The sequence below is a fragment of the Pseudomonadota bacterium genome, assembly GCA_039193195.1.
Lineage (GTDB): Bacteria > Pseudomonadota > Gammaproteobacteria > Steroidobacterales > JBCBZW01 > JBCBZW01.
The window spans coordinates 57,688-83,482 of record JBCCWS010000003.1; the positions used below are offsets into that span (position 1 = coordinate 57,688).

General features: G+C 65.8%; 18 protein-coding genes. 11 read left to right on the forward strand and 7 right to left on the reverse strand.

Annotated elements, in window-relative coordinates; genetic code table 11:
* Window positions 1–15 precede the first annotated feature (15 nt).
* Entirely contained in the window at window positions 16–1,245 is a 1,230-nt protein-coding gene (locus AAGA68_04635; GenBank protein ID MEM9384323.1) for an FAD-dependent oxidoreductase, read from the reverse strand.
* Window positions 1,246–1,435: 190 nt separating this feature from the next.
* On the opposite strand from AAGA68_04635, the gene AAGA68_04640 reads away from it, so the two are divergent.
* Window positions 1,436–2,524, forward strand: a complete 1,089-nt coding sequence (locus AAGA68_04640; protein ID MEM9384324.1) for an efflux RND transporter periplasmic adaptor subunit — start codon at window positions 1,436–1,438, stop codon at window positions 2,522–2,524.
* Window positions 2,525–2,533: 9 nt separating this feature from the next.
* A complete protein-coding gene (locus AAGA68_04645; GenBank protein ID MEM9384325.1) occupies window positions 2,534–5,635 on the forward strand; it encodes an efflux RND transporter permease subunit in 3,102 nt (1,033 codons plus the stop codon).
* Window positions 5,636–5,660: 25 nt separating this feature from the next.
* Here the strand turns inward: AAGA68_04645 and AAGA68_04650 are convergent, their stop codons facing one another.
* The gene (locus AAGA68_04650; GenBank protein MEM9384326.1) at window positions 5,661–5,984 is read right to left on the reverse strand and encodes a 2Fe-2S iron-sulfur cluster-binding protein; all 324 of its coding nucleotides are present in this window, start codon (window positions 5,982–5,984) and stop codon (window positions 5,661–5,663) included.
* A 51-nt stretch (window positions 5,985–6,035) separates the two neighbouring features.
* Window positions 6,036–6,608, reverse strand: a complete 573-nt coding sequence (locus AAGA68_04655) for a nitroreductase family protein (GenBank protein ID MEM9384327.1) — start codon at window positions 6,606–6,608, stop codon at window positions 6,036–6,038.
* A gap of 207 nt (window positions 6,609–6,815) precedes the next feature.
* On the opposite strand from AAGA68_04655, the gene AAGA68_04660 reads away from it, so the two are divergent.
* Entirely contained in the window at window positions 6,816–7,532 is a 717-nt protein-coding gene (locus tag AAGA68_04660; GenBank protein MEM9384328.1) for a hypothetical protein, read from the forward strand.
* Window positions 7,533–7,542: 10 nt separating this feature from the next.
* Here the strand turns inward: AAGA68_04660 and shc are convergent, their stop codons facing one another.
* Both shc and AAGA68_04670 read right to left on the reverse strand, forming a co-directional pair.
* The gene (gene shc, locus AAGA68_04665) at window positions 7,543–9,585 is read right to left on the reverse strand and encodes a squalene--hopene cyclase (protein ID MEM9384329.1); all 2,043 of its coding nucleotides are present in this window, start codon (window positions 9,583–9,585) and stop codon (window positions 7,543–7,545) included.
* Between the two features lie 4 nt (window positions 9,586–9,589).
* Entirely contained in the window at window positions 9,590–10,336 is a 747-nt protein-coding gene (locus tag AAGA68_04670; GenBank protein MEM9384330.1) for an HAD-IA family hydrolase, read from the reverse strand.
* Between the two features lie 326 nt (window positions 10,337–10,662).
* On the opposite strand from AAGA68_04670, the gene AAGA68_04675 reads away from it, so the two are divergent.
* The 6 genes from AAGA68_04675 to AAGA68_04700 all read left to right on the forward strand — a co-directional run bounded on the left by AAGA68_04675 (window position 10,663) and on the right by AAGA68_04700 (window position 20,445).
* The gene (locus AAGA68_04675; GenBank protein ID MEM9384331.1) at window positions 10,663–11,217 is read left to right on the forward strand and encodes a GspH/FimT family pseudopilin; all 555 of its coding nucleotides are present in this window, start codon (window positions 10,663–10,665) and stop codon (window positions 11,215–11,217) included.
* A gap of 28 nt (window positions 11,218–11,245) precedes the next feature.
* Window positions 11,246–11,665: a type IV pilin protein gene (locus tag AAGA68_04680; protein MEM9384332.1), complete on the forward strand. Its 420-nt coding sequence runs from the start codon at window positions 11,246–11,248 to the stop codon at window positions 11,663–11,665.
* A gap of 96 nt (window positions 11,666–11,761) precedes the next feature.
* A complete protein-coding gene (locus AAGA68_04685; GenBank protein MEM9384333.1) occupies window positions 11,762–15,154 on the forward strand; it encodes a PQQ-dependent sugar dehydrogenase in 3,393 nt (1,130 codons plus the stop codon).
* 180 nt (window positions 15,155–15,334) lie between these two features.
* Window positions 15,335–16,576 carry an efflux RND transporter periplasmic adaptor subunit gene (locus AAGA68_04690; GenBank protein ID MEM9384334.1) on the forward strand — a complete coding sequence of 414 codons (1,242 nt, stop codon included), beginning with the start codon at window positions 15,335–15,337 and terminating at the stop codon, window positions 16,574–16,576.
* Entirely contained in the window at window positions 16,573–19,755 is a 3,183-nt protein-coding gene (locus tag AAGA68_04695) for an efflux RND transporter permease subunit (protein MEM9384335.1), read from the forward strand. Before AAGA68_04690 ends, AAGA68_04695 begins: the two co-directional genes overlap by 4 nt.
* A 51-nt stretch (window positions 19,756–19,806) precedes the next feature.
* The gene (locus tag AAGA68_04700) at window positions 19,807–20,445 is read left to right on the forward strand and encodes a hypothetical protein (protein MEM9384336.1); all 639 of its coding nucleotides are present in this window, start codon (window positions 19,807–19,809) and stop codon (window positions 20,443–20,445) included.
* Window positions 20,446–20,482: 37 nt separating this feature from the next.
* On the opposite strand, the gene AAGA68_04705 is transcribed toward AAGA68_04700, so the two are convergent.
* Both AAGA68_04705 and AAGA68_04710 read right to left on the reverse strand, forming a co-directional pair.
* Window positions 20,483–20,665: a hypothetical protein gene (locus AAGA68_04705; protein MEM9384337.1), complete on the reverse strand. Its 183-nt coding sequence runs from the start codon at window positions 20,663–20,665 to the stop codon at window positions 20,483–20,485.
* A gap of 174 nt (window positions 20,666–20,839) precedes the next feature.
* Window positions 20,840–22,219 carry an amidohydrolase gene (locus AAGA68_04710; GenBank protein ID MEM9384338.1) on the reverse strand — a complete coding sequence of 460 codons (1,380 nt, stop codon included), beginning with the start codon at window positions 22,217–22,219 and terminating at the stop codon, window positions 20,840–20,842.
* 115 nt (window positions 22,220–22,334) lie between these two features.
* On the opposite strand from AAGA68_04710, the gene AAGA68_04715 reads away from it, so the two are divergent.
* Both AAGA68_04715 and AAGA68_04720 read left to right on the forward strand, forming a co-directional pair.
* A complete protein-coding gene (locus tag AAGA68_04715) occupies window positions 22,335–23,543 on the forward strand; it encodes a threonine synthase (GenBank protein ID MEM9384339.1) in 1,209 nt (402 codons plus the stop codon).
* Between the two features lie 309 nt (window positions 23,544–23,852).
* Window positions 23,853–25,700, forward strand: coding sequence for an aryl-sulfate sulfotransferase (locus AAGA68_04720; protein MEM9384340.1), 1,848 nt, complete (start codon window positions 23,853–23,855; stop codon window positions 25,698–25,700).
* Window positions 25,701–25,795: the final 95 nt, after the last annotated feature.

Below are 25,795 nucleotides of genomic sequence, written 5' to 3' on the forward strand. Positions count from 1 at the left end.
TCCTATGGTCAACGCTTAACCGAGCAAGGACTCTGCGATGCTCTTAAAGGACTCGGACTCATCGGCGAGACGCTCATCCACCTCCACTTGGGCCTCGATCAACTTGCGTCCAAACATGAACTCCTGCACGCGGTTTAAGGCCTCCACGCCCATCAAGCGGCCCCCGTCTAGGTGGAACAGCGCGAAGGCGTCGCTCGCCGGATCACCCCTAAGCACGGTTTCGTAGCGCGCGTCGGGGAGCCCCGCCGTCTGCATGCGAACGCTGTACTGCTCCGACCAGAACCATGGCGCCTCCGTGTAAGCGGCCAGCGTGCCGGTCATGGCAGCTGCGGCCGTACGCGCCTGTTGCGTCGCGTTTGGCACGCTCTCCAGTCGCACGCGGTGGCGAACAAATTTATTCGGGTGACTCGTGCAGTCGCCCGCCGCGTAGACGCGCGGATTCGAGGTCTGGCAAAACTCATCCACGACGATGCCATTATCCACGCGCAAGCCCGCCTCCTCGGCGAGGGTGGTCTCCGCGGTGACGCCGATACCGATGACCACCACATCGGCTGGCACCTCTTCGCCGCCCTCGAGCGCCACCGCCCGTACGCAGCGATCATCGCCTTTCAGTGCGGTGACGTTGGCGCCACACCGCACGTTCACCCCCTCTCGCTGATGCAGGCGGGCTATCGCGCCCGCGAGCTCCGCCGACGCCACCCGCGGCAGCAGGCGATCAGCGCGTTCGAGCACGGTGACCTCCAAACCCATCTGTCGCGCGGACGCGGCCACCTCAAGGCCTATGTAGCCACCACCGATGACAGCCACCCGCTCGCCCTCACCGAGCGCATCCCCCAGCTTTCGTGAGTCCTCCGCGGTGCGTAGATAGTGCACGTTGGGCAGATCAGCGCCGGGAACCACTAGGTGGCGCAGGCGGCTGCCGGTGGCCAGCAGGAGGCGGTCATACTTCAGCTCCTCGCCGTCGCGCAGGGAGACCAGGCCCTCGTCGAGATCCAGCTCCACCGCCTCCGCGCCAAGGTACATGAGCACATCGTTATCCGTGAACCACTGCTCAGGGCGCAAGGCGATCTGCGCGTCACTGAGGCCACCGGTGAGGTACTTCTTCGATAGGGGCGGGCGCTGGTAAGGGGCGTCGGACTCTTGACTGACCACGGCGATGGCGCCGCTGTGCCCGTTTTGGCGCAGAAACACAGCGGCCTGCGTACCCGCGTGGCCGGCGCCAACGATTACAATTCTGTCGCTCATCTTGTCACTCCGTCGCCACAGGCACGGCTAGGTGGTAGCGAGACTCGGCGGATAGGGCTACGGTCCGGGGAGCAATCGCGATTCGCGCAGCCGCCCTGATCCCGACCGCTAAATTGCAGCGCCCCTCCGGCGGAGCGCGCGATGGTAGCACGCGAAAACCGAAAGCCGCTTTGATGCGAAAAGGCCCACCATGATGCGACGTGCCCATAGCCCCATCCCCGCCATCGCCAGCCTGGTGCTCCTCGGCGCCTGCTCGGACGACCCAAACCTCACCGGCGAAAGCAGCGCCCCGAGGCCAGTCACAGTGCTTACGCAAACGGTTGCCATAGGCACCGTGGTGGACAGCATCGAGGCACTCGGTACGGCGCGCGCCAACGAGTCCGTCACCATCACTGCCAACCTCACCGAGACCGTACGCAAGGTGCATTTCGATGACGGCCAGCGCGTGGCGGAAGGCGCTGTGCTGGTGGAGCTGACCAGCGAGGAGGAAGCTGCCCTGCTAGAGGAGGCTCGGGCCAACCTGCGCGATGCCGAGCGCCAAGCCGAGCGCTTGGCCGATCTGGCGCGCGAGGGGCTGGCCCCCGAGTCTCAGCTGGACACGGCGCGAGCCCTAGGCAACGCCGCGCAGGCGCGCCTGGACACGGTGGTCGCACGAATGGAGGACCGTCTCGTGCGCGCGCCCTTCGCCGGCGTGCTCGGCTTCCGAGAGGTGAGCCAAGGTACCTTGGTCAGCCCCGGCACGGCGATCACCACCCTGGATGACATCTCGCGGATCAAACTCGATTTTAGTGTGCCCGAACTGTACCTCGGCGTGATCTCGCCGGGCGATCCGGTAGTCGCCGTGCGAACAGGTGGGGCCGGCCGCGCTGAGTTTTCCGGCGTCGTACAGACTATCGCCTCGCGCGTCGACCCGGTGACCCGCGCCGCCACGATCCGCGCCTACATCGATAACGCCGACGGCGCCCTGCGCCCAGGCATGTTGCTGACAGTGAACGTTAGCTCGAACGCGCGTGAGGCGATCGTGGTGCCGGAGGCGGCCGTCTTCCAGGTGGCTCAGCGCGCCTTCACCTACGTTATCGACGAGGACGACACGGCCTGGCGGCGAGAGGTCGTGCTCGGGGTTCGCCGCCCCGGCTTGGTCGAGATTACCGACGGACTCGTCGCCGGCGACGAAGTGGTCGTGGAGGGGACCATCCGCCTCAGCGAAGGCGCCCCAATCCGGCGCAAATCGAGCGAGGTCAGCCTAGCCGTCGATGGCGCGACGGCAGCGGCCCCTTAGGAGAACATTATGTGGCTCTCAGACGTTTCGGTGAAGCGCCCGGTGTTCGCCTCGGTGATCAGCCTGTTGCTGATCGCCTTTGGGCTGCTCTCCTTCAAACAGCTGTCCGTGCGCGAGTATCCAGATGTGGTGCGCCCGGTGATCTCCATCGACACCAACTACCCTGGTGCCTCGGCTCAGATCGTTGACAACCGCATCACCGAGCTGCTGGAGGGCCAAGTCGCCGGTATCGAGGGCGTGCGCAACGTGCGCTCGTCGAGCCAGGACGGGGAGTCCAACATCTCCATCGAGTTCTCCCTCGAGCGCGACATCGATGAGGCGGCCAACGATGTGCGCGATCGCCTCTCGAGGGTCGCCGACAACCTGCCCGAGGGCGCCGAGCCGCCGGAGGTGAGTAAGCGCGACAGCGATGCGCGGCCGGTGATCTACATCACCGCCAACTCCTCGGCCATGAGCCTGATGGACCTTACGGACTTCCTCGAACGATCCGTTGTGGATCGCTACGCCGCCATCCCCGGCGTGGCCACCGTGCGCGTGAGCAGTGTGGGCCGTCCTTCCCTGCGCATCTGGGTGGACCGGCTCGCCCTGGCCGCCCGCGGCCTGACGGTGGCCGACATTCAGACGGCCCTAGATCGGGAGAACGTGGAGCTGCCCGCGGGGCGCATCGAGTCGGTCGACCGCGAGTTCCCGGTTCGAGTCCTGCGCGACTACGACTCCCCGGACGACTTCCGCCAGCTCGTGATCACCCAAGGCGAAGACGGTCACATCATCCGGCTCGGCGAAGTGGCCCGCGTGGAGGTGGCGCCGCGCAGCGATCGCCGCATCTTCCGCACCAACGGCGAGAACTCCGTCGGTATGGGTATCGTCAAGCAGACCACGGCCAATACGGTGGATGTTATCGAGGCCGTACTAGAGGAGACCGCCCGCCTGCGCAAGACCCTTCCCTCCAGCATTTCCCTGGTCAAAAGCAGCGATGACTCGGTGTTCATCCGGGCCGCAATCGCCAGCGTTTACCAAACAATTGCATTGACTACGGCCCTGGTCGGCTTGGTGATCTTCCTGTTCCTAGGCAGCCTTCGCGCCACGGTGATCCCCTTCGTCACCATCCCCGTGTGTTTGATCGCGAGCTTCAGCGTGTTGGCCGGCTTCGGCCTGTCGATCAACCTGATCACCCTGCTGGCGCTCGTGCTGTCCATCGGCTTGGTGGTGGACGATTCGATCGTCGTCCTGGAAAACGTCCAGCGTCGCGTGGCGCGGGGCGAAGCGCCACTGCTGGCCGCCTTTCGCGGCACGCGCCAAGTCGGCTTCGCCGTCATCGCCACCACCGCCGTCCTCGTGGCCGTGTTCGCGCCGATCGCCTTCCTGCAGGACGCGGTGGGGCGCATCTTCGCTGAGCTCGCGGTTACGCTCTCTGCGGCGGTGATCTTCTCAAGCGTGCTGGCCCTGTCCCTGGTCCCGGTGCTTGGCTCGAAGCTACTCAGTGCCCGACCGCCAACGGGCCAGGCAGCCAAGGCGCGCCTGTTCGATCGCGCTTTCGAAGCGATCGCCAACGGCTACGCGCGCGCCCTGAGCGCGGCGCTGCGCGCACCGGCCCTGGTAGTGCTGGTGGCCCTAGCGGTGGCCGCTAGCACCTGGTTCCTCCTGCAGTACGTGCCGAAGGAATACGCACCTTCTGAAGATCAGGGTAGCTTCTTCGCTCAGGTCCGCGCGCCGGAGGGCACTAGCCTCAAGCGTATGGAGCGACACCTGGTGGAGGTGGAAGCGCCGATGCTGGAACTGGTAGAAGAAGGCGCCGTCCGCCGCGCCCTCGTGCGAGCACCGAGCTGGGGCGCGTCCTCGCCCTCTAGCGCCATCGCCATCGTCACCATGGCGCCGTGGAAGCAGCGCGACCTCAGCACCTACGAGGCCATGGATCAGCTAGAGCAGCGCTGGGAGAGTATCCCCGATCTGCGCGTGTTCACCTTCATGCGCTCTGGCCTATCGAGTGGCGGAGGTGGCAAACCCGTGCAATTCGTCATCGGCGGCACCAACTACATCGACCTGGCCGCCTGGCGAGACGCCATCATCGAACGCGCGCGGAGCAATCCGGGCCTGGCGCGCGTAGATTCGGATCTGATCGAGACCCAGCCCCAGCTCACCGTCAGCATCGATAAGGCGCGGGCGGCCGCGCTCGGTGTCAGCACACTTGCGATCGGCGAGACCCTGCAGGCGATGATGAGCGATCAGCGCGTCGCCAGCTACATCACCCGGGGCGAGGAATACGACGTGATTCTGCAGGCGGAGGAGGACCAGCGCGCGAGCCCGAGTGATCTCAGCAACATCTACGTGCGCAGCGAGCGTTCCGGCGAGCTCATCCCCCTGGCCAGCCTGCTCACGATCAGTGACCGCGCGGGCCCCGCGGAGCTCAATCGCTACAACCGGATGCGGGCGGTGACCATCTCCGCCAATCTCGCCAACGGATATTCCCTCGGCGAGGCCCTCGACTTCCTAGAGCAGGTGGTGGCCGAGGAGCTGCCCCCCACCGCCAACATCGACTATCGCGGCGAATCCCAGGAGTACCGCGAATCCTCTGGCTCGACCTTGTTCACCCTCGGCCTCGCCATGCTTGTGGTGTTCCTGGTGCTGGCGGCGCAGTTCGAGAGCTTCCGCCACCCGCTGATCATCATGCTGACCGTGCCCCTGGCTATCGCCGGCGGCCTCATCGGCCTGATGATCTTCGGTAAGACCTTGAACATCTACAGCCAGATAGGCGTCGTCATGCTGATCGGCATCGCCGCCAAGAACGGGATTCTCATCGTCGAGTTCATCAACCAGATGCGCGATGAGGGAACGCCCTTCGAAGAGGCGATCATCGAGGGCGCGCGAGTGCGCTTTCGCCCCGTGCTGATGACGGCAATCTCGACGGTGATGGGAGCCGTGCCCCTGATCCTCGCGACGGGACCCGGCGCCGAGTCTCGCGCCACCCTCGGCGTGGTGGTGTTCTCCGGCGTCTCTCTGGCGACGCTGCTGACCCTCTTCGTGGTGCCCGCAGCCTACCGCCTGATCGCCCGTGGCACGACCTCACCGGATGAGGTGGCTCGACGCCTAGAGGAGCTGGCGGCGCAGGGCTAGCCGCTAGCCCGCGAGGGCAAACCCATCAGCTCTGGAAGGGCGGCAGGTGAACCACGAGGCCATCGACATCCGCCTCGATATCCAGCTGACAGCTAAGGCGACTATTTGGCTGACGAGGAGCTGCCGTGGTGCCTAGCATCTGCTCCTCGCCCACCTCGATCTTAGGCAGCCGATCCACCCAAGCATCATCCACGTAGACGTGGCAGGTGGCACAGCTCAGTCCACCGCCACACACCGCTTCGATGCCGTCGACGCCGTTGTCGATCGCAGCTTCCATCACGGTCATGTCATCGTCTGCATCCACATCGTGGCGGCGACCGTCAGGTTCGACAAACGTCAGTCGGGTCATCTTTCCAACACTCCTAAAGGACTCCGATCGATGCCTCGATCACATCTCGGATCAGGGCAGGTGAGAGACGATCTCCTCGCAGGGCAAGCGCTTCTGCTCGGGCACCATCGCCGGATATCCGTACCAAAACATGCCGACGACCTGATGCGTGCTCGCCTCGATGCTGAGGATCTCATAGAAGCGCTCCTCGCGAGTGATCGCACCGGTAGTCCACTTCAGACCTACGCCGCGCGCCCATAGGTATAGGGAGAGGTTTTGCACCGCGCAGGCCGTGGCTGCGTAGTTCTCCGTATCCGTCAGCTCATCGCCACACAGGGCGGAGGTCACGACAAACCAGCCAGGAATCGCGCCCAAGCGCTCGCGACGGCGTGGGCCTGCCGCCTCGCCATTGCGCGCCACGGCGAGGGCCACCTCCAGGTCGATAACCCGATCCCGCGTCTGCTCACCGAGCAGGTGAAAGCGCCAGGGTTGCGTCAGACGATGATTAGGCGCCCAGCGCGCCGCGTCGATCGCATCGATGAGCGCGGCCTTCGGGGCGGGGCGATCGTCGAACAAGTTGATGGTCCGTCGGCCTGACAGAACGTCCACCAGCTGGCGGACAGCGGCAGCGTCGAGGGGGATCAACGGGGCGTCAATGGGCGTATTGATAGGGTGTTCTCCTGAGCTAGCACGCGGAAAGTTTAACGAAGCTCGCCGCGGGCGTGAAAAGTTGTGTCCGGTCATCGTGTCGCTCGAGGACTAGCGCTATAAGGAGAGCACGTCCGTAGTCCGCCCGGTCGGGGCCGGACTACGATCACATCGTCGCGATTCACCCTAAGGAGATGAGTGCCGTTGGCCCCCGACACCACCCGCCATCCCCTGCGCCTGCGACAGGCAAGCCGCTCGCCGTACATAGAGCCGCGAGAGGTGCTGCGACGCTACCTGTCCGGACGTCTCGACCCGGCCCAGGCGCGCGCCTTCGAGCAGTCTGTGCAAGGTGCGCCGTCGGAGCTCGCCAAGCAGCTGCGCCTGGCGCGTGAGCTCGGGCGGTCGGAGGTGACGGCGACGGTGCTGGAACCTAGCAGCGTCCAAAGATCACACCCTCACCGCGCCTGGTCCGCGTTCGCCTTGCTCCTCGCCTCGTTCGTCATCTGGTGGGCGGCCGGGGGTGCGGCTACCACCCCGAGGCCGCAGCCGATCATCTCGCCGTACGAGGCGCCCGCGGGGGAGAGCGTCACCGTGGTGAGCGTGCCCGACCACATGGCCGCCTGGGCCAACGCCCAAAGCATCCCTGCCGTGCGCCTCGACCCTCGAGCCGAACGCTTGGACCTACTGCCGCAGCTGCGCACGGCAGAGCCGGTGGATTGGCGCCTGGAACTCACTGCGGCCGGCGGATCGCCGAGCTGGCGCGCGGACACGCTAGGCTCCAGGCGGCCCACCCTGAGCATACCCGCCGACGAGATCACCGCCGGCGACTACGAGTTGCGCGTCGCCCACGCGCCTGCTGGCAGCGGCGGCGAACGCCATCTGCGCATCTTTCGCTTCGAGGTGTGGCGCCCCTCCCTGTGACGGGGGTCGCCTAAGAGGTCAGCGAGGCCAGGTACTGCCGCGCCCTTCCCAACGCCATGAGCGGGAAGTAGTGGCGGTACATGTTGTAGTTGATCATGAAACCACGGCCAAGCTCGGTACTTTGGTGCAGCTCCCGCTCGAGCTTCTGGCCTTTCTGGTCGAGATCACGCCGCGCGCCAACGCCGTAGCCGGGGAAGCCAGTCCCCGTGTAGTGGGGCTCGTCCCAGGTGCCCTCGTCGAGCTGTGAAAGGGTCAGGTAGTCCAGGCCGCGCTGAATCGACTCCCGGTAGCGGCGGTTGTCGGCGGCGATCAAGGCCATCAGGGCCCAGCCAGTTTGCGAGGCCGTGCTCTCACCTTTGCCCCGGGAACGCGCGTCCATGTACGAGGCACAGCTCTCGCCCCAGCCGCCGTCAGAGCGCTGGGTTTGCACCAGCCAGTCGGCCGCCCGCACGACGTAGACCGAACGCATATCTTCACCTACGGCCTTTAGCGCCGGCAGCACGGCGGCCGTGCCGTAAATGTGGTTCACGCCCCAGCGACCGAACCAGCTGCCGTCGGGCTCCTGCTCGCGGCGAATGTAGTCGAGGGCTTTGGCCAGCGCGGGTTCCCGGCGATCCATGCCAAGCAAACCTAGGGCCTCCACCACGTGGGCCGTCACGTCGACGCTGGGAGGATCGAGCACCTCCCCGAAATCGCAGAAGGGCAGCTGGGTGAGGATCTCGTGATCGTTGTCCTTATCGAAGGCTGCCCAGCCACCGTTCGATGACTGCATGGCCAGAGTCCAGCCCACCGCATCGTCGATCGCCCGTTGCAGGCGCGCCTGATCCGGGTAAGCGCCGCGCAGGCGCGCGAGCACGATAAGCGCTACGGCCGTATCGTCGATATCCGGGTAGTGCAGGTTGGCGCGCTCGAAGGCCCAGCCGCCCGGCGTCGCGTTCGGCACCTTGACGCTCCAGTCGCCAGGCACCCGCACCTGCTGCTCCAGCACCCACTCCACGGCGCGCTGCATGGATGGCGTCGCGGCGTAATCGCACTCGCAGTCCTGCATGGCGAGCAGCGACAGCAGCGTATCCCAAACGGGCGACTCCGAGGCCTGGATGTAGATCGCCCCTTCACGCTCGTAGGACCAGTGCGAGTCGAGGGCGTCGAGGCCGCGCTTGAGCACCGGGTGTTCTAGGGAGTAGCCCTCTTCGTAGAGCATCAGCAGGCTGTAGATCCAGGGCGGTTGGATACCACCCCAGGCGCCGTCCTGATCCTGGTGCTTCACCACCCAGTCGAGCACCAGCCGTATGGCCGCACTGCGCCCGGGCGTGATACCGAAGTTCTGGTAGGCGTGGAGCGCCCGGTCTGCCTTTAGAAATACTTCGCGCCACGAGCCTGACTTGGTGTTGGGCATGCGGTAGTCGAAATCGTCGCGGCCGTTCGGAAATAGCTCATCGAGGCGCGACTGCGCCGCCAGCGGTCGGCTCGAACGCCGTGCGCACAGCACGCTCAGGGGCAACATCGTCGCCCGTGCCCAGGAGGCGAAGTTGTAGATGTTGAAGGGCATCCAGCTCGGCAGGAAGATGATTTCGGGAGGCAGATTCGGGGTGCTTTCCCACGGCCATTCACCGATCAGCGCCAGCCAGTAGCGAGAGAACACGCGCAGGCCTCCGAGGCCGCCGTTGGCGAAGATCCACTCGCGGGCGCGAACGATGACAGGATCATCGGCTGCGAAGCCGCATGCACGCAGGGCGGCGTAGCTCTCCACTGTGGCGTTGATATCGCCCCGCGGCGCCTCGTGGTAGGTCTCCCAGGAGCCGTCCTCGCGCTGCTCTGCCAGCAGAGCGCGCACCAAACCGTCGCGCTTGGGCCCATCGTCGATGCCGAGGAAGTGCATGGCGAGCAGCCACTCGGCCTCGATACACGAGTTCGACTCGAGCATGCCTACCCAGTAACCACCGTCTTCCTGGTTGTCATCAAGCCAGCCCAGGGCGCGCTTGATGGCGACCTCGAGCGCCTGCGGCGCCGCGACGCTCGCCGGCCGATCCTCTGCCAGAATGTTGGTTGCCAAACCCCTACCCTCTCCCAGTCTGTTCCGTCGTGGCAGCGTTTCTCGCCGCAGGCTGCAGCAATGCCCGCAGCTGCGCCAGAGACCGCACCTCCTGATGCGCCTGGTTCGGGTGCCGTCGCACCTCTATGTCCTGAGGCCAGGCGTGGCCCGCGGGGTTGAACCACACCGCGTGCATGCCAGCCCCCAGAGCACCCGCCACGTCAGCGCCGGGATGATCGCCCACGTGCACCACCTGAGATGCGGGCACCCCGCAGGCCGCCCTGGCCATCTCGAAGATCGCCCGATCCGGCTTCGACGCCCCCGCCCTCGCGGCCGTCACCACGTGCTCGAAGTATGTCGACACGCCGATCCGCTCGAGGTCGGCGTTGCCGTTAGTCAAGGCCACCACCGTGAATCGTTCACTCAACCAGGCCAGCAGCGCCGGCACTTCCTCGAACAGCTTCACCTCGTTTCGCACCGCGTAGAACACGCCGTATGCGTCGTCCGCCCCGGCGCGCGGTGCGCCCACGGCCTCGAAGCAATGGCGCAAGGTGGCGCGACGCAGAGTCGACACGTCATGGCGGTGCTCGGGGTAGCGCTCGAGCATCAGCGGGCGCATGGCAAACATGTCCGCCGAGGAGAATCGCTCGCTCACCGCCGGGTAGCGCTGGCGCAACCAGGCTTGAAGCGTTTGCTCCGCGCGGCGAATGACCGGCCCTAGTTCCCAGAGCGTGTCGTCCAAATCGAGCGACACGACGCTTATGTGCCTCACTCCAGTCCCCGATTCCGAGTCGCCGGGCGGCACTTGGGGCGGCCAACGCCAGCCACCTTTCGCGCCGAAAATCGCTTGCTTTTTAGCCGCCTGGCTCGTTCGAGAACCCTCTGACGCGCTGCGGAGGGGATTGTGCACGGGCGCCCCGGGCGGCTCAAGTCCGATCGCCGAGATTCGCGGCGAGGCCACGCTGTTCGCAGCCGCGCGACATGAAATTCCGGTTGCCCTGGGCGCAAGACAGGTTACGTCGCACCGCAAACCCCGGTGGTCCAAGTTGTGAACCACCTCAACCGGCGCCAGCCCAAGGCCTGGCTACACTCGAGGTCATGAACACTCAACGCGGTTTCACGCTTGTCGAGCTGCTTTACTCCGTGGGGATCGCCGCCCTGGTGTTAGGGGTGGGCGTGCCGAGCTTCATCGACCAGGTGCGCTCAAGTCGCATGAACGCGGCCACCAATACGCTGCTGAGCGCCCTGTACGTGGGTCGCTCGGAAGCGGTCAAGCAGCGTAGGCGCGTAACGGTCTGCCGCAGCACGATCAGCGACGCGCCCGCTTGCTCCTCAGAGGGAACTGGTTATGCGGTCTTCGTAAACGTAGACGACGACTCCTCCTTCGACGCAGGAGCAGGCGACGTGCTTCTACGCAACGACGTCTGGCTGCGCGGCACTATCACGACGATTGCCGATGGCCTGCCCATCTACGTGAGTTATGTCTCCTCCGGGTTTACCCGCGCTATCGGTGGCGGCGCCCAGAGCGGCGACATCATCTTCTGCGACGAGCGCGGCAACACGGGCGCTCGCATTCTTCGCCTGCCCGCCACGGGTCGCCCGCAGATCGTCGCCCACGATGAGGTCCCCGGCGCGCCGACCTGCGCTACCTGACCTCGCCTACGCCACTTCTGGAGTTCACGTGAGCATTACTCGAAAGCACAACGCTGGCTTCAGCCTGACTGAGCTGATGATCGTGGTGTCCATCATCACCATCCTCGGCGCCTTCGCCCTGCCAAGCTTCACCAATCAGATCCGGCGCAGCAACCGCACCGACGCCACCGCTGCGCTGATGCGCGTCGCCGCGGAGCAGGAGAAGTACTACCTGCAGAACAACGGCTATGGCGACATGTCGGAGCTGAACGATCCGGTGACGGACGCGGGCTACTACACGCTCACCATTCCGACCGCCAACGCCACCACCTTTACGGTTACCGCGACGCCCACTGAGGGTGGGCCTCAGGTAAACGATGCGATCTGCTCGAGCTTCTCAATCAACGCGGCAGGCCAGCGAACCGCCGTCGATACGACGGGCGGTGACACCTCCGCCGCCTGCTGGTAAGGCGTTCGCGCCCGTGTCTTCGACGGGAGACAGCTTCACCGCCTACAAGTGAGCGCCGTACCGTCAGCGCTCAGGCCCACTTGGAATCGACGCGTGATGATCCCCACCGATCGGGTGGCGAAGGCCGCCGCCCTCACCCTTGCCAGCGCCAGCTTGCTGACCGCGTGCACCGTCAACACGGATCAGGTTGCTGGCGATGCTTCCGCGCCAGCACCGCGGATCAGTGTTGCAGAGACCCAGGTGACCGAGGGCGATGATGGCGCCGTCGATGCGATCTTCACGATCACCCTAGACAGGGCGTCGCAGAGCACCGTTACGGTCGACTACACCACCGTGGACGGCACGGCGGCCGCCGGCATCGACTTCTTCGGGCGCACGGGCATGCTCACCTTCGATGCGGGCCAAACCACGGCCACCGTGTCGGTGCCTGTGGTCGGCGATGAGATCCGCGAGGGCGATGAGAACTTCCGACTTGAACTAAGTAATCCAGTAGGTGCGGAGTTTCAGCTGGCTGGCGCTATCGCCACCATCGTCGACAACGACCTCTTCCCCCAGCTGCAGGTCGCCGATGCCAGCGCCAACGAAGCGAGCGCTGGGGTCACCCCCCTGAGCTTCCTGGTCACGCTGACGGCAACGCCCGACGCGCCGGTGATGGTGGACTACTCCGTGGATCCGGGGACAGCGACGCCGGACGAGGACTACCTCGCCGTGATGGGCACCCTCACCTTCTCAGTCGGCGTGACCAGCCAGACGGTGGTCGTCGACCTCCTCGATGACGACATCGAGGAGGGCCCGGAGTCGATCGTCCTGAGCTTCAGCAACGTGGTCAACGGCGTGCTGCCCGAGGGTCCTGCGACGGGCACGATCGTAGACGACGACGACGAAAGCGACGGGGTCGGACTGACGACCCGCCCGCCGAACGATGTCTGCCTCGCGGGCGCGACGCCGACCACGACCACCACCGTGGGCCTTACGGACGCATTCCCGTCCCTGCCCGACTTCGCCGCCCCGATCCAGCTGTTGCGCCCCCCAGCCGTCGAACCCCTCGATGACGCAATGCCACCGCCGCCGGCAACGGTCTGGCACATGGTCGAGCGCGGCGGACTGATTTACCGCTACGACAGCGCAGCCCTGCCCGACCCCGAGGCCTTGCCGGATGATCCGCCGGCAGGCCTTAGCGTGTTTGTTGACCTGACCGCACGGGTCGACGCGAGCGGAGAAGGAGGCCTGCTCAGCGCGGCCTTCCATCCAGACTTCGCCCTCAATGGCTTCGTCTTCGTCTCCTACACCCGAACTAGCAACGGCGCAGGTCCGCTGACGTCTGTGATCTCTCGCTTCGTGAGCGAAGACGGTGGTCTTACGCTGGACCCTGCTAGTGAGCTCGAGCTGCTCACTGTGGAGCAACCCTTCACCAACCACAACGGCGGGCGCATCGGCTTCGGCGACGACGGCTTGTTCTACATCGCCATGGGCGACGGTGGCGGCGCTGGCGACCCCAAAGACAATGCCCAGGACACGACGAACCTGCTTGGCGCCATGCTCCGCGTCGACGTGAACTTCGGCACGCCCTACACGATCCCGGAGACTAACCCCTTCGCCGACAACCCCACCTGCGCCACCGGCGGCGTCGGCGCGGCGCCCTGCCCGGAGATCTGGGCCTGGGGTCTACGCAACCCCTGGCAGTGGCAGTTCGACGGCGCCACCGGCCGCCTGTGGGTCGGCGATGTAGGCCAGGATGCGGTGGAGGAGATCGACGTGGTGGTCGGCGGCGGCAACTACGGCTGGCGCATCCGCGAGGGCTCGCGCTGCTTCGACCCCGCGATCGGCTGCACGGATATCGACCTGGTCAGACCCACGGCCGAATACGCCCACGATGAGGGCCTCGGCAGCTCCATCACCGGCGGCTACGTCTATCGCGGCAGCGCCATCCCCACGCTGGTCGGTCGCTACGTCTTTGCGGACTTCGTCAGCGGTCGCGTCCTCGCCCTGAGCCTAGCCGACGATGGCGGCTACACGGTAGAACGCCTGCTCGACACCACCCGCTCCCCGGCCTCCTTCTTCGAGGACGCCGAAGGCGAGCTGTACCTCACGGACATCGCCTCCGGGCGCTTCTTGCGCATGACGCCCAACGCGGCGAGCGAGAACAACCCCTGGCCCGACGCCTTGGCGGACACGGGCTGCATCGACCTCAACGACTTCGAAGCCTTCGCCAACGCCGTGATCCCCTATGCCACCCTGGTCGACAGCTTCACCGAAGAGGCCGTGCACAGCAAAGGCTTCGCCCTGCCGAACAACACCTTCGTGGACGCGGGCCTCGACCCGGAGACGGGCAACGGGGACTGGACCCTGCCGGACACCTACGTCCTGCTGCAAACCCTCGAACTGAACGGCTCTCCCGTGGAGACGCGCGTGCTCGCCAGGCACACGGACGGTCGCCTGCGTGGCTATACCTACGCCTGGGATCCACTCACCCGCACGGCCACCCGCGTGCGCGGCGGTGCGATTATTAACCTAGGAGAATCAGAAGGCTTGGCAGGGCCCCTGTGGTACTACCCGAGCGAGAACGAGTGCCTCGACTGCCACCTCGGCCCTGCCGGCGGCAGCCTGGGCCTCGAGTCACCCCAGCTCAACAGCCTCTTCACCTACGGCCCACGGCGCGCCAACCAGCTGACCACGCTCGAGGGCATCGACCTGTTCACGGAACCCCTGCCCGCACCCGCCACGGACCTGCCCGCCTTCCCGCGCCTGGACGATATGGAGGAGACCCTGACCCGTCGCGCGCGCGCCTACCTGCACGTGAACTGCTCCAGCTGCCACCGCCCTGGCGGCAGCGCCCCGGGCGCGCTGGACCTACGCTTCGAGCAAACCGTGGACATGATCGGTGCCTGCGATGTGGCACCGGTGCGTGGCGACCTCGCAGTGGAAGACCCACGTTTGATCGCCTCTGGCGATGCGGCGCGGTCGATCTTGCGCCAGCGCATGGCCGAGCGCGGACCGCGCCAGATGCCGCCCTCCGGCCAGCGCATCGCCGACGCGGCGGGCATCGCCCTCGTGGACGCCTGGATCAGCGCCATGGGCCCCGATTGCCTGGTTCCCGACGAGGACGACGTGGGCATCATCATCGTGCCGCCGCCGGAGGACGAACCACCGCCGGACGATGACGCGCTCAGCATCGCCGCCTTCCAAGCCACCGTCTGGCCGCTGGTGCGCGGCGAGGCGATGTGTTCGAACTGCCACTTCGTTGGCGGGCCGGCCTCCCCAGCCTTCGCCGACCCGGTGGTGGAGACAGCCCACGCCCAGACCCTCGACAACATGCTGGTCAACCTTGAGGTGGCCGCGGCCTCACGCCTGGTCGAGCGCCTCGCCGTGGACAACCATCAGTGCTGGAGCGCGGACTGCAACGCGGACGCGACTCAGATGCAGGCGGCGATTCAGGCCTGGGCCGACCTGCTAGCCGATCCGCCGCCGGACCCTGATCCGGACGAGTGATCCCAAGAAGCACCGCGACGGCAAACGATTCCTTACGGATCTTTGCTGTCGCCGTCACATCCGTCCCTTAAGCTCGAGCGAAGTCACCGACTTAGCGAATCCATGTTCGACAGCGTGCCTAGACGGGCGGCAGAAGCGAACCATGAGAGCGATCAGGGGATACCTATGGGGCGGAGCAAAGTGGGATCAGCTGCACTCAAGGCGGGGTTGGCCGTCGGGGTGTTGGTGGTTGGGTTTCTCCTCTCCAAGGCGATGATCGCCGGCCGTCCGGAGCCGCAGCGCTTCACCCCACCGGCCTCGGTGGTGAGCGTCGACGCCACCCGCCTGGTCCCCACCGAGTACGCCATCGAGCTGCTCAGTGACGGCACGGTCTCGCCGCGCACCGCCACCACTCTGATCCCGGAGGTGGCTGGACGCATTGAAGAGGTCGCCGAGCAGTTTCGTGCCGGCGCCTTCTTCGAAGCAGGCGACGTACTCGTGCGCATTGACGAGCGCAACTTCACGCTCGCCGTCACCTCCGCGGAGGCCGCCGTGGCCCAGGCCCAGGCTGCCCTCGAGTTGGAGCTCGCCGAGGCAGAGGTGGTGGCAGGCGATTGGAAGGCCCTCGGCCGCGAGGCTCCTCCCCTGGGTCTGCGCGAACCGCAGATCGCCGCAGCCCGCGCTGACCTCGCATCAGCGCGGGCCCAGCTCGAACGCGCCCGCGTCGACCTGGAGCGCACGGTGCTACGCGCGCCCTACGCAGGTCGCGTCCTGTCGATCAGCGCGGACATCGGCCAGTTTGTCGCCGTCGGTACGACCCTCGCTGAGCTCTACTCCGTAGAGCGCGCCGAGGTACGCCTACCCCTATCTAGTCGCCAGCTGGCCTACGTCGACCTTCCCGGAAGCTATCGCGACGACGACGAAGGCTCCGCCCCCTCACCGAAGGTCGAACTGACAGGAAAATTAGGTGACCGTACGTACGGCTGGCCCGCCCGCGTGGTACGCAGTGACGGGGCAATCGACAGTGCCAGCCGGCGCCTGTTCGTCATCGCCGAGGTGATCGACCCCTATGCGCGCCTCGCGAACGAAGGCCGCCCTCCCCTGCGCGTCGGTCAGTTCGTCGAGGCGCGCATTGAAGGACGCACCCTCAGCGGGGTCTTCGTCCTGCCACGCCAGGCGCTGCGCGGCGCGAACGAGCTGCTCACCATCACCAGCGAGAGCACCTTGGAGCGTCGACAGGTGCACGTCGCCTGGCTCACGGACGACCAGGTGGTGATCGACGAAGGCCTGAGCACCGGCGACGTGGTGGTCACCACGCCGCTTGCCGTGGTCGCCGACGGCACGCTGGTCAGGGCCACCGTGGACGGCGTCGCGCCCGCGCGGCGCGGCGGCGGCGCCGCGGCTGGGACCGCCGTCGACGCGGCAGCGAGCGCCCTTCGATGAAGGGACTGATCGACTGGTTCGCGCGCAACGACGTCAGCGCGAACCTCCTCATGTTCACGATTCTGGCCGCGGGCTTCATGACCGTGCGCAGCTTGCCCCTAGAGGTTTTCCCCGCCTTCGAGATCGACGTGGTAAACGTGCGCGTGCCGTTCCCCGGCGCCACGCCGGTGGAGGCGGAACAGGGCATCACGATCAAAATCGAGGAGGCGATCTACGAGATCGAAGGCATTAAGCGCCTGCGCTCGACGGCGGGCGAAGGCTTGGGATCGGTCACGGCGGAGATCGACCGCGGCTACGACGCGCAGGATGTGCTCGATGAGATCAAGGTGCAGGTCGATGCGATCAGCACCTTTCCCGTCGACGCCGAGAAGCCGGTCATCTACATCCCGAAGACCGGCTTCGAGGTGGTCGACGTGGTGCTGCACGGCGAACTGCCCGAAGCGGAGTTGCGCCAGCTCGCCGAGCGCGTGCGCGACGACGTCGCCAACCTGCCGGGCATCACGCAGGTCTCCCTCTCTGGCGTGCGCGACTACGAAATCTCGATCGAGGTCTCCGACACCACCCTGCGCGAGTATGGCCTGACCTTCGAACAAGTGGCGCAGGCGATCCGTCGCTCCTCCCTGGATCTGGCCGCCGGCCAGATCCGCAGCCCGAGCGGTGACATCGTGCTGCGTACGCAGGGCCAGGCCTACGAGCGCCTCGACTTCGAGGGCATTACCGTGCGCGGCGCCGACGGCACCCGCATCCCGCTCTCGGAGATTGCCGTGGTCCGCGATGGATTTAGCGAAGAACCTTTGGCCTCGGCCTTCGACGGCGAAGGTGCCGCCGTGATCGAAGTCGGCCGCGTTGGGGAGCAAAGCGCGATCGAGATCGCGACCACCGTCAAGGCCTACGTGGAGCGCGCGGCCAGCACCCTGCCCCCTGGCGTGGCGATCACCGTCTGGGATGATGACTCGGAGATCGTGAAGGCGCGCCTGGGCACGCTCACCAAGAGCGCCATTCAGGGCGGCCTGCTGATCCTGATCCTGCTCACCCTGTTCCTGCGCTGGTCCGTCGCCCTCTGGGTGGTGGTAGGGATACCCGTGTGCTTCATGGGCGGCATCGCCCTGATGCCAGTCTTCGGCGTTACGATCAATATACTTAGCCTATTCGCCTTCATTCTGGTGCTCGGCATCGTGGTGGACGATGCGATCGTTACCGGCGAGAACATCTACACCCACTTGCGTGCCGGCGAACCGCCGGAGCAGGCCGCGATCCGTGGCACGCAGGAGATCGCGCTCCCCGTCACCTTCGGCGTGCTGACCACCGTCGCTGCGTTTACGCCGCTGTTTTTCATCGAGGGCGCGCGCGGCAAGCTGTTCTCCCAGTTTCCCCTGATCGTGATTCCCGTGCTGCTGTTCTCGCTGGTGGAATCAAAGCTGATCCTGCCCGCGCATCTCAAGCACGCGCGCTCGCATGCGATGCGCGATGACGACGTAGGCCTGCTCACGCGGGTCCAGCGCCGCATCGCCGACTCCCTGGAGTGGTTCGTGCGCAGCGTGTACCAACCCTTCCTCGATCTGGCGATGCGTTACCGCTACGTGGTGCTCGCGAGCTTCGTCGCCCTCGGCATGCTGACCTTCGCCACCGTGGCGAGCGGCAACCTGCGCTTCGTCTTCTTCCCGCGCGTGCCGAGCGAGACCGCCCGCGCCAGCCTGACCATGCCCACGGGCACCTCCTTCGAGGTGACCCAAGTAGCCGCCCGGCGCATGGGCGAGGCGGCCGATGCGCTGCGCGAGGAGTTCGTCGATCCCGCCACGGGCGAGAGCGTGATCACACACATCTACGAGATCGTCGGCGCCACGGGCGGCGGCGGCTTCGGCTCTACGGAGCCGAGCGGCTCGGCGAGCAACGTGGCCCGCGTGCTGGTGGAGCTGACACCCGCGGAGCAGCGCCCCGATGGCCCGACCACGCGCGATGTGGTCGCGAGCTGGCGCAAGCGTATCGGCACCATACCGGGGGCCGAGGACCTGAACCTACGCGCTGAGTTCGCCCGCGGTGGCGCGCCCATCGACGTGCAGCTCACGGGCCAGGACTTCGATGAGCTGCGCGTCGTGGCCGCGCAGGTGCGCGAGCGTCTCGCCACCTACCCCGGCGTCTTCGATGTGACCGACGACTTCGAGGCCGGCAAGTCGGAGATCGAACTCGCCCTCAAGCCGCAGGTCGAATCCCTCGGCCTTACCTTGGAGGATCTCGCCTCGCAAGTGCGCCAGGCCTTCTTCGGTCTCGAAGTGCAGCGCGTGCAGCGCGGGCGTGAGGAGGTGCGCGTGTACCTGCGCTACCCGCGTGTGGACCGCGAGTCAATCGCCACCCTCGAGAGCATGACGATTCGCACGGCGAGCGGGACCGAGGTGCCTTTCGAAGAGGTAGCCCTGGCGAGCAAGGGGCGCGGTTTTGCCTCCATCACGCGCGTCGATCGCACGCGCAAGGTCAGCGTGACCGCCGACGTTGACAAGGAGAGCGCCGACGTCGAGGGCATCAAGACCGATCTCAACACCTGGCTTGCTGGCGAGCTCACCACCTTACCCAGCGTGCGCTTTTCTCTCGAGGGGGAAGCCGCCGAACAACGCGAGTCCTTCGGCAGCCTGTTCACGGGTATCCCCTTCGTGCTGTTCGGGATCTACGTGCTGCTGGCCGTGCCGTTTCGCTCCTACCTACAACCGCTCATCGTCATGCTAGTGATTCCATTCGGTGTGATCGGCGCGATGCTCGGGCACATGATCATGGGCCTGCCGCTGAGCTTTGTGAGCGCCCTCGGTATGCTGGCCCTCTCGGGCGTGGTAGTGAACGACAGCCTCGTACTGGTCGATTACGTGAACCAGCGCCGCCGCGAAGGAGCCAGCGTGCGAGAGGCCGTCTACGCGGCGGGCGGAGCACGCTTCCGCCCCGTGTTGCTGACCTCACTCACCACCTTCGCAGGCCTCATGCCGCTGATCTTCGAGAAGTCCACCCAGGCGCAGTTCCTGGTGCCCATGGCGGTATCGCTCGGCTTCGGTATCCTCTTCGCCACCGCCATTACGCTGTTACTGATCCCGATGAACTACCTGGTGCTCGATGACGCTGTGCGACTGGTCAACTGGATCACCGCGCCGGTGAAGCGCTTGCTCGGCGGGCAGCGCACGGCGCCGGCTGGCGGCTAGTGGGCCGCTATCGTCTGCTCATTTCCCTAAGAACACGCCTCGAGCGCCACAATGGAAGACATCCCCGAATCCGCCGAAGTGCCCGCGCCCGCCTCGAGGCGTGACTGGTTCGGCATCGTCGTCAGCCTCGCCGCCCTCGCCACCTCGGCCGCCTCCATCTTCATCGCCGTGCAAAACGCCGACTCCATGGAGCGGTTGGTAGAGGCTAACAGCTGGCCTTACCTCCAGCTCGATTCGAGCAACCTGGTGGATGGCGAACGCGTGATCCAGCTTGCCCTGACCAACACCGGTGTGGGTCCGCTGCGCCTGGAGTCCTTCGTGATCTACGCGAATGATGAGACGCCCCTCCGACACATAGGCGAACTGATCCGCCACAGCTATGACCCGCAGTGGACACGGCCGCCGACGCCGCAGGGCGGCGGCGGATCAGGCGACGTTGGAGCGAGTACCTACACAACCACCCCAGGGGGCCGCGTCCTCGCTCCCGGCGAGGGCATCCTCGTCTTCGGCATCCCCTACGATGGCAGGCCTGATGGGTTGTGGGCGGCGATCGATCAGGCGCGCTTCACTTACCGCTTCGAGGCGTGCTACTGCTCGGTGTTCGATGAGTGTTGGCGTTCGGGCCTCGTCGACAGCCGACCCGAACCGGTGGCCCGATGCCCCGATGAGCCAAGCAGCTGGCGCGGCTAGGACCGCGATCTCGACGAGCCGGGAAGCCCACCTTCGCTCATTCGCTGATCAGCTGTGTGAGGTACTCACCGCCGCTGGCGGGCGAGTGATCCACCAATGCGACGGTCGGCTCCAACGCCTCGGGCGCGCCTCCCGTCGGCGGACCGATCAAGACGAACGCTAAGGCCATCAGGGCACCCACCACCACGCTCTTCACCATCTCTAGTCGCTCGCAGATCACTGGGGGCCTCCTTCCGCGCGTCTATGCATTGCTCGAAAGGAGTGTGGCAGGGAGGCGATCGTGACGCGCCCGCGCGCCACCGGGGGGTGGCCGATCAGATGTGACAGCGGTCGCATAAGCGCGCGGCAAGTGGGTTGAGTGATCGCGAGCGAGATTCCCGCGCCAAGGGTTGGGCTATCGGGAGGCGTCAGCCCCGGTGGGCTCTGCCGGGGTATCGAGTAGTTCGATCGCGGCCAGGGTCATCGCCTTCACGCCCGCCCGAATCGACGGTTCCGGCGCGATCTTGAAAAACGGTGAGTGGTGCGAGGGCACCTGCGCACCGCCGTCACGTTCGCGAATCAGGTCTGCCTCCAGGGTGCCGCCCACGCGGAAGTAGAAGCCCGGTACAGCATGCGTGGTCTTCGTGAAGTAGGCGAAGTCTTCCGCCCCCATACCCTTCTGCTCGGCGAAGTACACCTGGTCCTCTCCCATATCGCGTTGGAGGCGGGGAATGATGCGTGAGGCGAGGGCCGGGTCGTTCTCGGTGACTGGCGTGGACTCTTCCAGGAAGGTCACCGTGGGCAGCTTGTCTTCGGGGAACCCCGCCATACGACCGGCGTTGATGGCGATGCGTTCGATGCCCGTGAGCAGGCGCCGACGCGTGTCCTCGTCATTCGAACGCACCGTTAGCTGCAGGTCGACGCGCTCGCCGATGATGTTGTGCTTCTGGCCGCCGTGGATGGACCCCACGGTGACCACGCCAGGCTTGAGGGGAGATACTTCACGGCTCACCAGCGTTTGCAGGGCGAGGATGATTTGGGCGGCGAGTACCACCGGGTCCTTCCCGCGGTGAGGCGAGGCGCCGTGCGCCCCAACGCCGTGCACGGTGATATCCACGCTGTCCGAACTCGAGTAGGTCAGACCGGAGCTGACGCCGATCTTCCCAGCCGGCTCGCCCGCCGCCACGTGCAGGGCAAGGGCGTAGTCCGGGCGCGGAAAGCGCTCGTAGAGACCATCGTCGAGCATTGCCTTGGCGCCAGTGATGCGCTCCTCAGCTGGTTGTCCGATGAACACCACCGTGCCAGACCAGTCCTCGCGCATGGCCACCAGGCGGCGCGCCGTACCCACCAGGGACGCCATGTGCATGTCGTGGCCGCAGGCGTGCATGACGGGTTTCTCATCACCGAAGATATTCGTTTGCTTCGCCTCGGAGGCGTACTCGAGGCCCGACATCTCGCGCACGGGCAAGCCATCCATGTCGGCGCGAATCATCACCACCGGCCCGGGACCGTTGCGCAGAATGGCCACCACTCCTGTGCGACCGACGCCGGTGGTCACCTCTGGCACGCCCGCGTCGAGAAGCTCCTGGGCCAGGCGCTTGGCGGTGTGCTCCTCACGAAAGGATAGTTCTGGGTTGCGATGGAAGTGAACGAATAAGCGGCCGAGGTAGGGGTAATCCGCGTCGATCGCCCGCTCGAGCTGCTCAGGTGTGACCGCTGCGCTCACCGTCGGCGCCAGGCAGGCCACCCCTGCCGCGAACAAGGAGAAGGCTAGGGGGGCCACGGTCCAGGGCATGGGAGCTCCGTTGCTTGTGCTGTGCTGATCTAGGAGTGTGCGAGGATAGGCGCACGCCTGTGGGCTGAGCCTAGCACAAGGCTCCGCCACCCCCGCAAAACAAGGAAGTTGTCCTATGGGCACCACCGTTGATCGCTGCTTCGTTACCCATCTGAGCTGTTCGAAGACCGGCGAACGCCTGCCCGCAGGCCAGCTGCACAACCTCTCGCCGAGCGGCGCGCCGCTGCTCGTCCACTACGATTTGGATGCCGTAGGTCGAGCCGTTCGACGCCAAGACCTGCGCGATCGAGCGCCCACCCTATGGCGCTATCGAGAGCTCTTGCCGGTACAGGATCTCGCCAATCGAGTGAGCCTTGGTGAGCAGATGACCCCGCTGGTGGAATTGCCTCGGCTCGGCGGATCGCGGGCACGGCTCACGGTGAAGGATGAGGGCCGCTTGCCGACAGGCTCCTTCAAGGCGCGCGGTCTGGTCATGGCGGTCACGATGGCCCGGGAACTCGGCGCGAGCGCCTTCGCCATCCCCACCAACGGCAACGCAGGCGCTGCCCTGAGCGCCTACGCTGCACGCGCCGGATTGCCCTGTCATGTCTTCTGCCCCAAGGACACTCCGGCGATCAACATCGAAGAGACCGCCCTGCAGGGCGCCACCGTGTACCGGGTCGATGGCTATATCAACGATTGCGGTCGCTTGGTAGGTGAGCGCAGGGCACGTGAGGGTTGGTTTGACGTCTCCACCCTCAAAGAGCCCTACCGCATCGAGGGCAAGAAAACGATGGGACTAGAACTCGCCGAGCAGTTGGGCTGGCGCCTGCCCGATGTCATCTTCTATCCCACGGGCGGCGGCACGGGCCTGATCGGTATGTGGAAGGCCTTCGCCGAATTGCGTGAACTCGGCTGGCTCGACGACGCGCGCATGCCGCGCATGGTGGCAGTGCAGGCAAGCGGCTGCGCGCCCATAGTGCGCGCGTTCGAGCGTGGGGATAGCCATGCGCAACCCTGGGTGGATCCCCACACGGTGGCTACGGGCATTCGGGTGCCGGCGGCGATCGGCGATTTCCTGATTCTCAAGGCTGTTCGTGAAAGCGGCGGCTTTGCCATCGCGGTGGATGATGAGCACACGACGCAGTCCGTTGCGCAAGTTGCGGCCCAGGAAGGCCTGCTTCTGTGCCCGGAAGGGGCAGCCACCTACGTGGCATGGCAGCTGGCACGCGAGCGAGGCCTCATCGGGCCCACCGACCACGCCGTCCTGTTCAATTGCGCCACCGGTCTAAAGTACCCCCTGCCCCCGGTCGACGGCCCCGTCGTGGGGGCCTCAAGCGCCTGAGCGCTCTCGAAACGCGACCTGCGATTCATATCTAAGCTCCTGATTCAAGGCCAAGCAGGACAGTCCCGATCCGTCGCGTGCGGCGATACACACAACAGAATCAACAGACTGCGCTATGTTTGGGACACTTGTTTGTTCATCGCAGCAATTTACTGCAGATTCAATACGCGAAATCGGCGCGACGATCCCTAAAACATTCGCTATATTTGACGCGTCTCGACAATATGTTGGGGCATCCATGGATCGCTCTAATAAGCAAACTGATTCGCGAATCAGTATTCGAAAAGCGCCAACGCTAGGGATGGTGAAATGACCCTCAAACACACTCGGCCGCTCGTGGCGGCCGGCCTTGCACTCGCTGCCGGGCTGGCGAACGCTCAGCTCAACCTGGTATCGGATCTGCCTCCCGGGCAGCTGCCCGGTACCTCCATCAGCTGGAGCGTGGAGAACGCTCCGGAGAATGCGACCTACCGCCTCGCCGTCACCCGTATCGGTGGCCAACAGCAGGTGGTTTACGACTACACGTCGATCAACGGCCTTCGATGGACGCCGATCGAGGTCGGTCGCTACGCCATCACCATGACCGTGCGCGACGGGGTCAATCTCGAAACCCTTCGCGCAGGCTTTCTCATTCGCCCGACCCCGGGTGTGAGCATCCGTGAGACGCGCCACCCCTTGGTCGGTATCTACGGCGCCCCCGCCTGCCCCGCCGGCCTGCGCATGGCCGTGAAGTTCGCCCCGACAGGCAGCGGTGATGCGCCGGTTTCCACCAACGCGAAGCCCTGCAATGGCACCTCGGCCATGAACTTCTACGTCGGTGGCCTGTTACCGAACACCACCTACGACCTCAACCATGTCTTACTCGCCCCGAACGGCAACGAGGTGGTCCAAGGCCCGCTGCGCCAGTTCACCAGCGGCGCTATCCCGGAGGGGCTGGAGGACATCCCGGAGGTCACGGTGGAGTCTGCCGCGACGGAAGAGATGAGCACCGCTGAGCGCTTCGTCCTCATCGGCCCCACAGCCGGCAATGGCGGCACTCCAATCGCCGTGGATCTCGACGGCAACGTGGTGTGGTACTACAACCCGCCCGCGGCAGATGAGAGCGGAGTGACCTTGACGCGTATGTCCAGCGGCGGTCGCATCATGCTGATCGGCGCCGCGGCGGGCTCGGATCGCTTCCGCGTGCGCGAGATCGATCTCGTGGGCAATACCCTGCGTGAGACCAACGCCCGACGCCTATCGGAGCAGTTCACCGCCAACGGCGGCACCGTGCCGCTGACCACCGTGCACCACGAGGCCCGCGAACTGCCGAACGGCCAGTGGATCATCCTCGCCCACTCGGAAGCCCGCCTCGACGGTGCCCAGGGTGAAGACGGTCCCGTCGACATCCTGTCCGACATCATCCTCGGCCTCGATCGCAACATGCAGGTGATCTGGCAATGGGACGCCTTCGAGCACGTCAACCTCGACAAGCTCGCCATCCTCGGTGAGATCTGCGTCACCAACGGCCCCGGCTGCCCCACGCTGTTCATCTCCCAGGATGACTACGGCCCCGAAGGCCCCGGCAGTGAGCCGGACGGCGTGGTGGAAGCCAACGACTGGCTGCACAGCAACGCCCTCGGCTACCGCGAGTCGGACGGCACCATCGTCATGTCCATCCGCCACCTCGACTGGATGATGGGCATCGACTACGGCGATGGCCTCGGCAGCGGTGCGGTGAAGTGGAACCTCGGTAAGGACGGTGACTTCACCCTCACCGACGGCGCTGACCCGGACTTCTGGCAGAGCCACCAGCACGACAACAACTTCATCGGCGACAACCAGATGCTGGTGTACGACAACGGCAACGCCCTGTCCGGCTGCGTCGCGGATCCCGTGAACGGCTGCGGTAGCCGCGCTCAGCTCTACAGCTTCGATGAGAACACCATGGAAGCCACGCTGGTGCGCAGCCTCTCCACGCCGCGCTACTCCTTCGCTCTGGGCTCCGCCCAGCTGCTGGAGAACGGCAACATTTACGCCAACTCGGGCATCATCGACTTCGCCTTCGCCCGCGGCGATGAGCTGACGCCCAACGGTGATGTGGCCCTGGCCCTGCGCGTAAGCGTACCGACCTACCGCCAGTTCCGAGTGCGCGATCTGTACACGCCGAACGAATGAGAGCGCCGGAATGACTCGGGGGAGGCTCCACGCCTCCCCCACCACTCACGCGAAGGCCGCCGAGGGTTCACCTCAGCGGCCTCTTTCATTCAGGG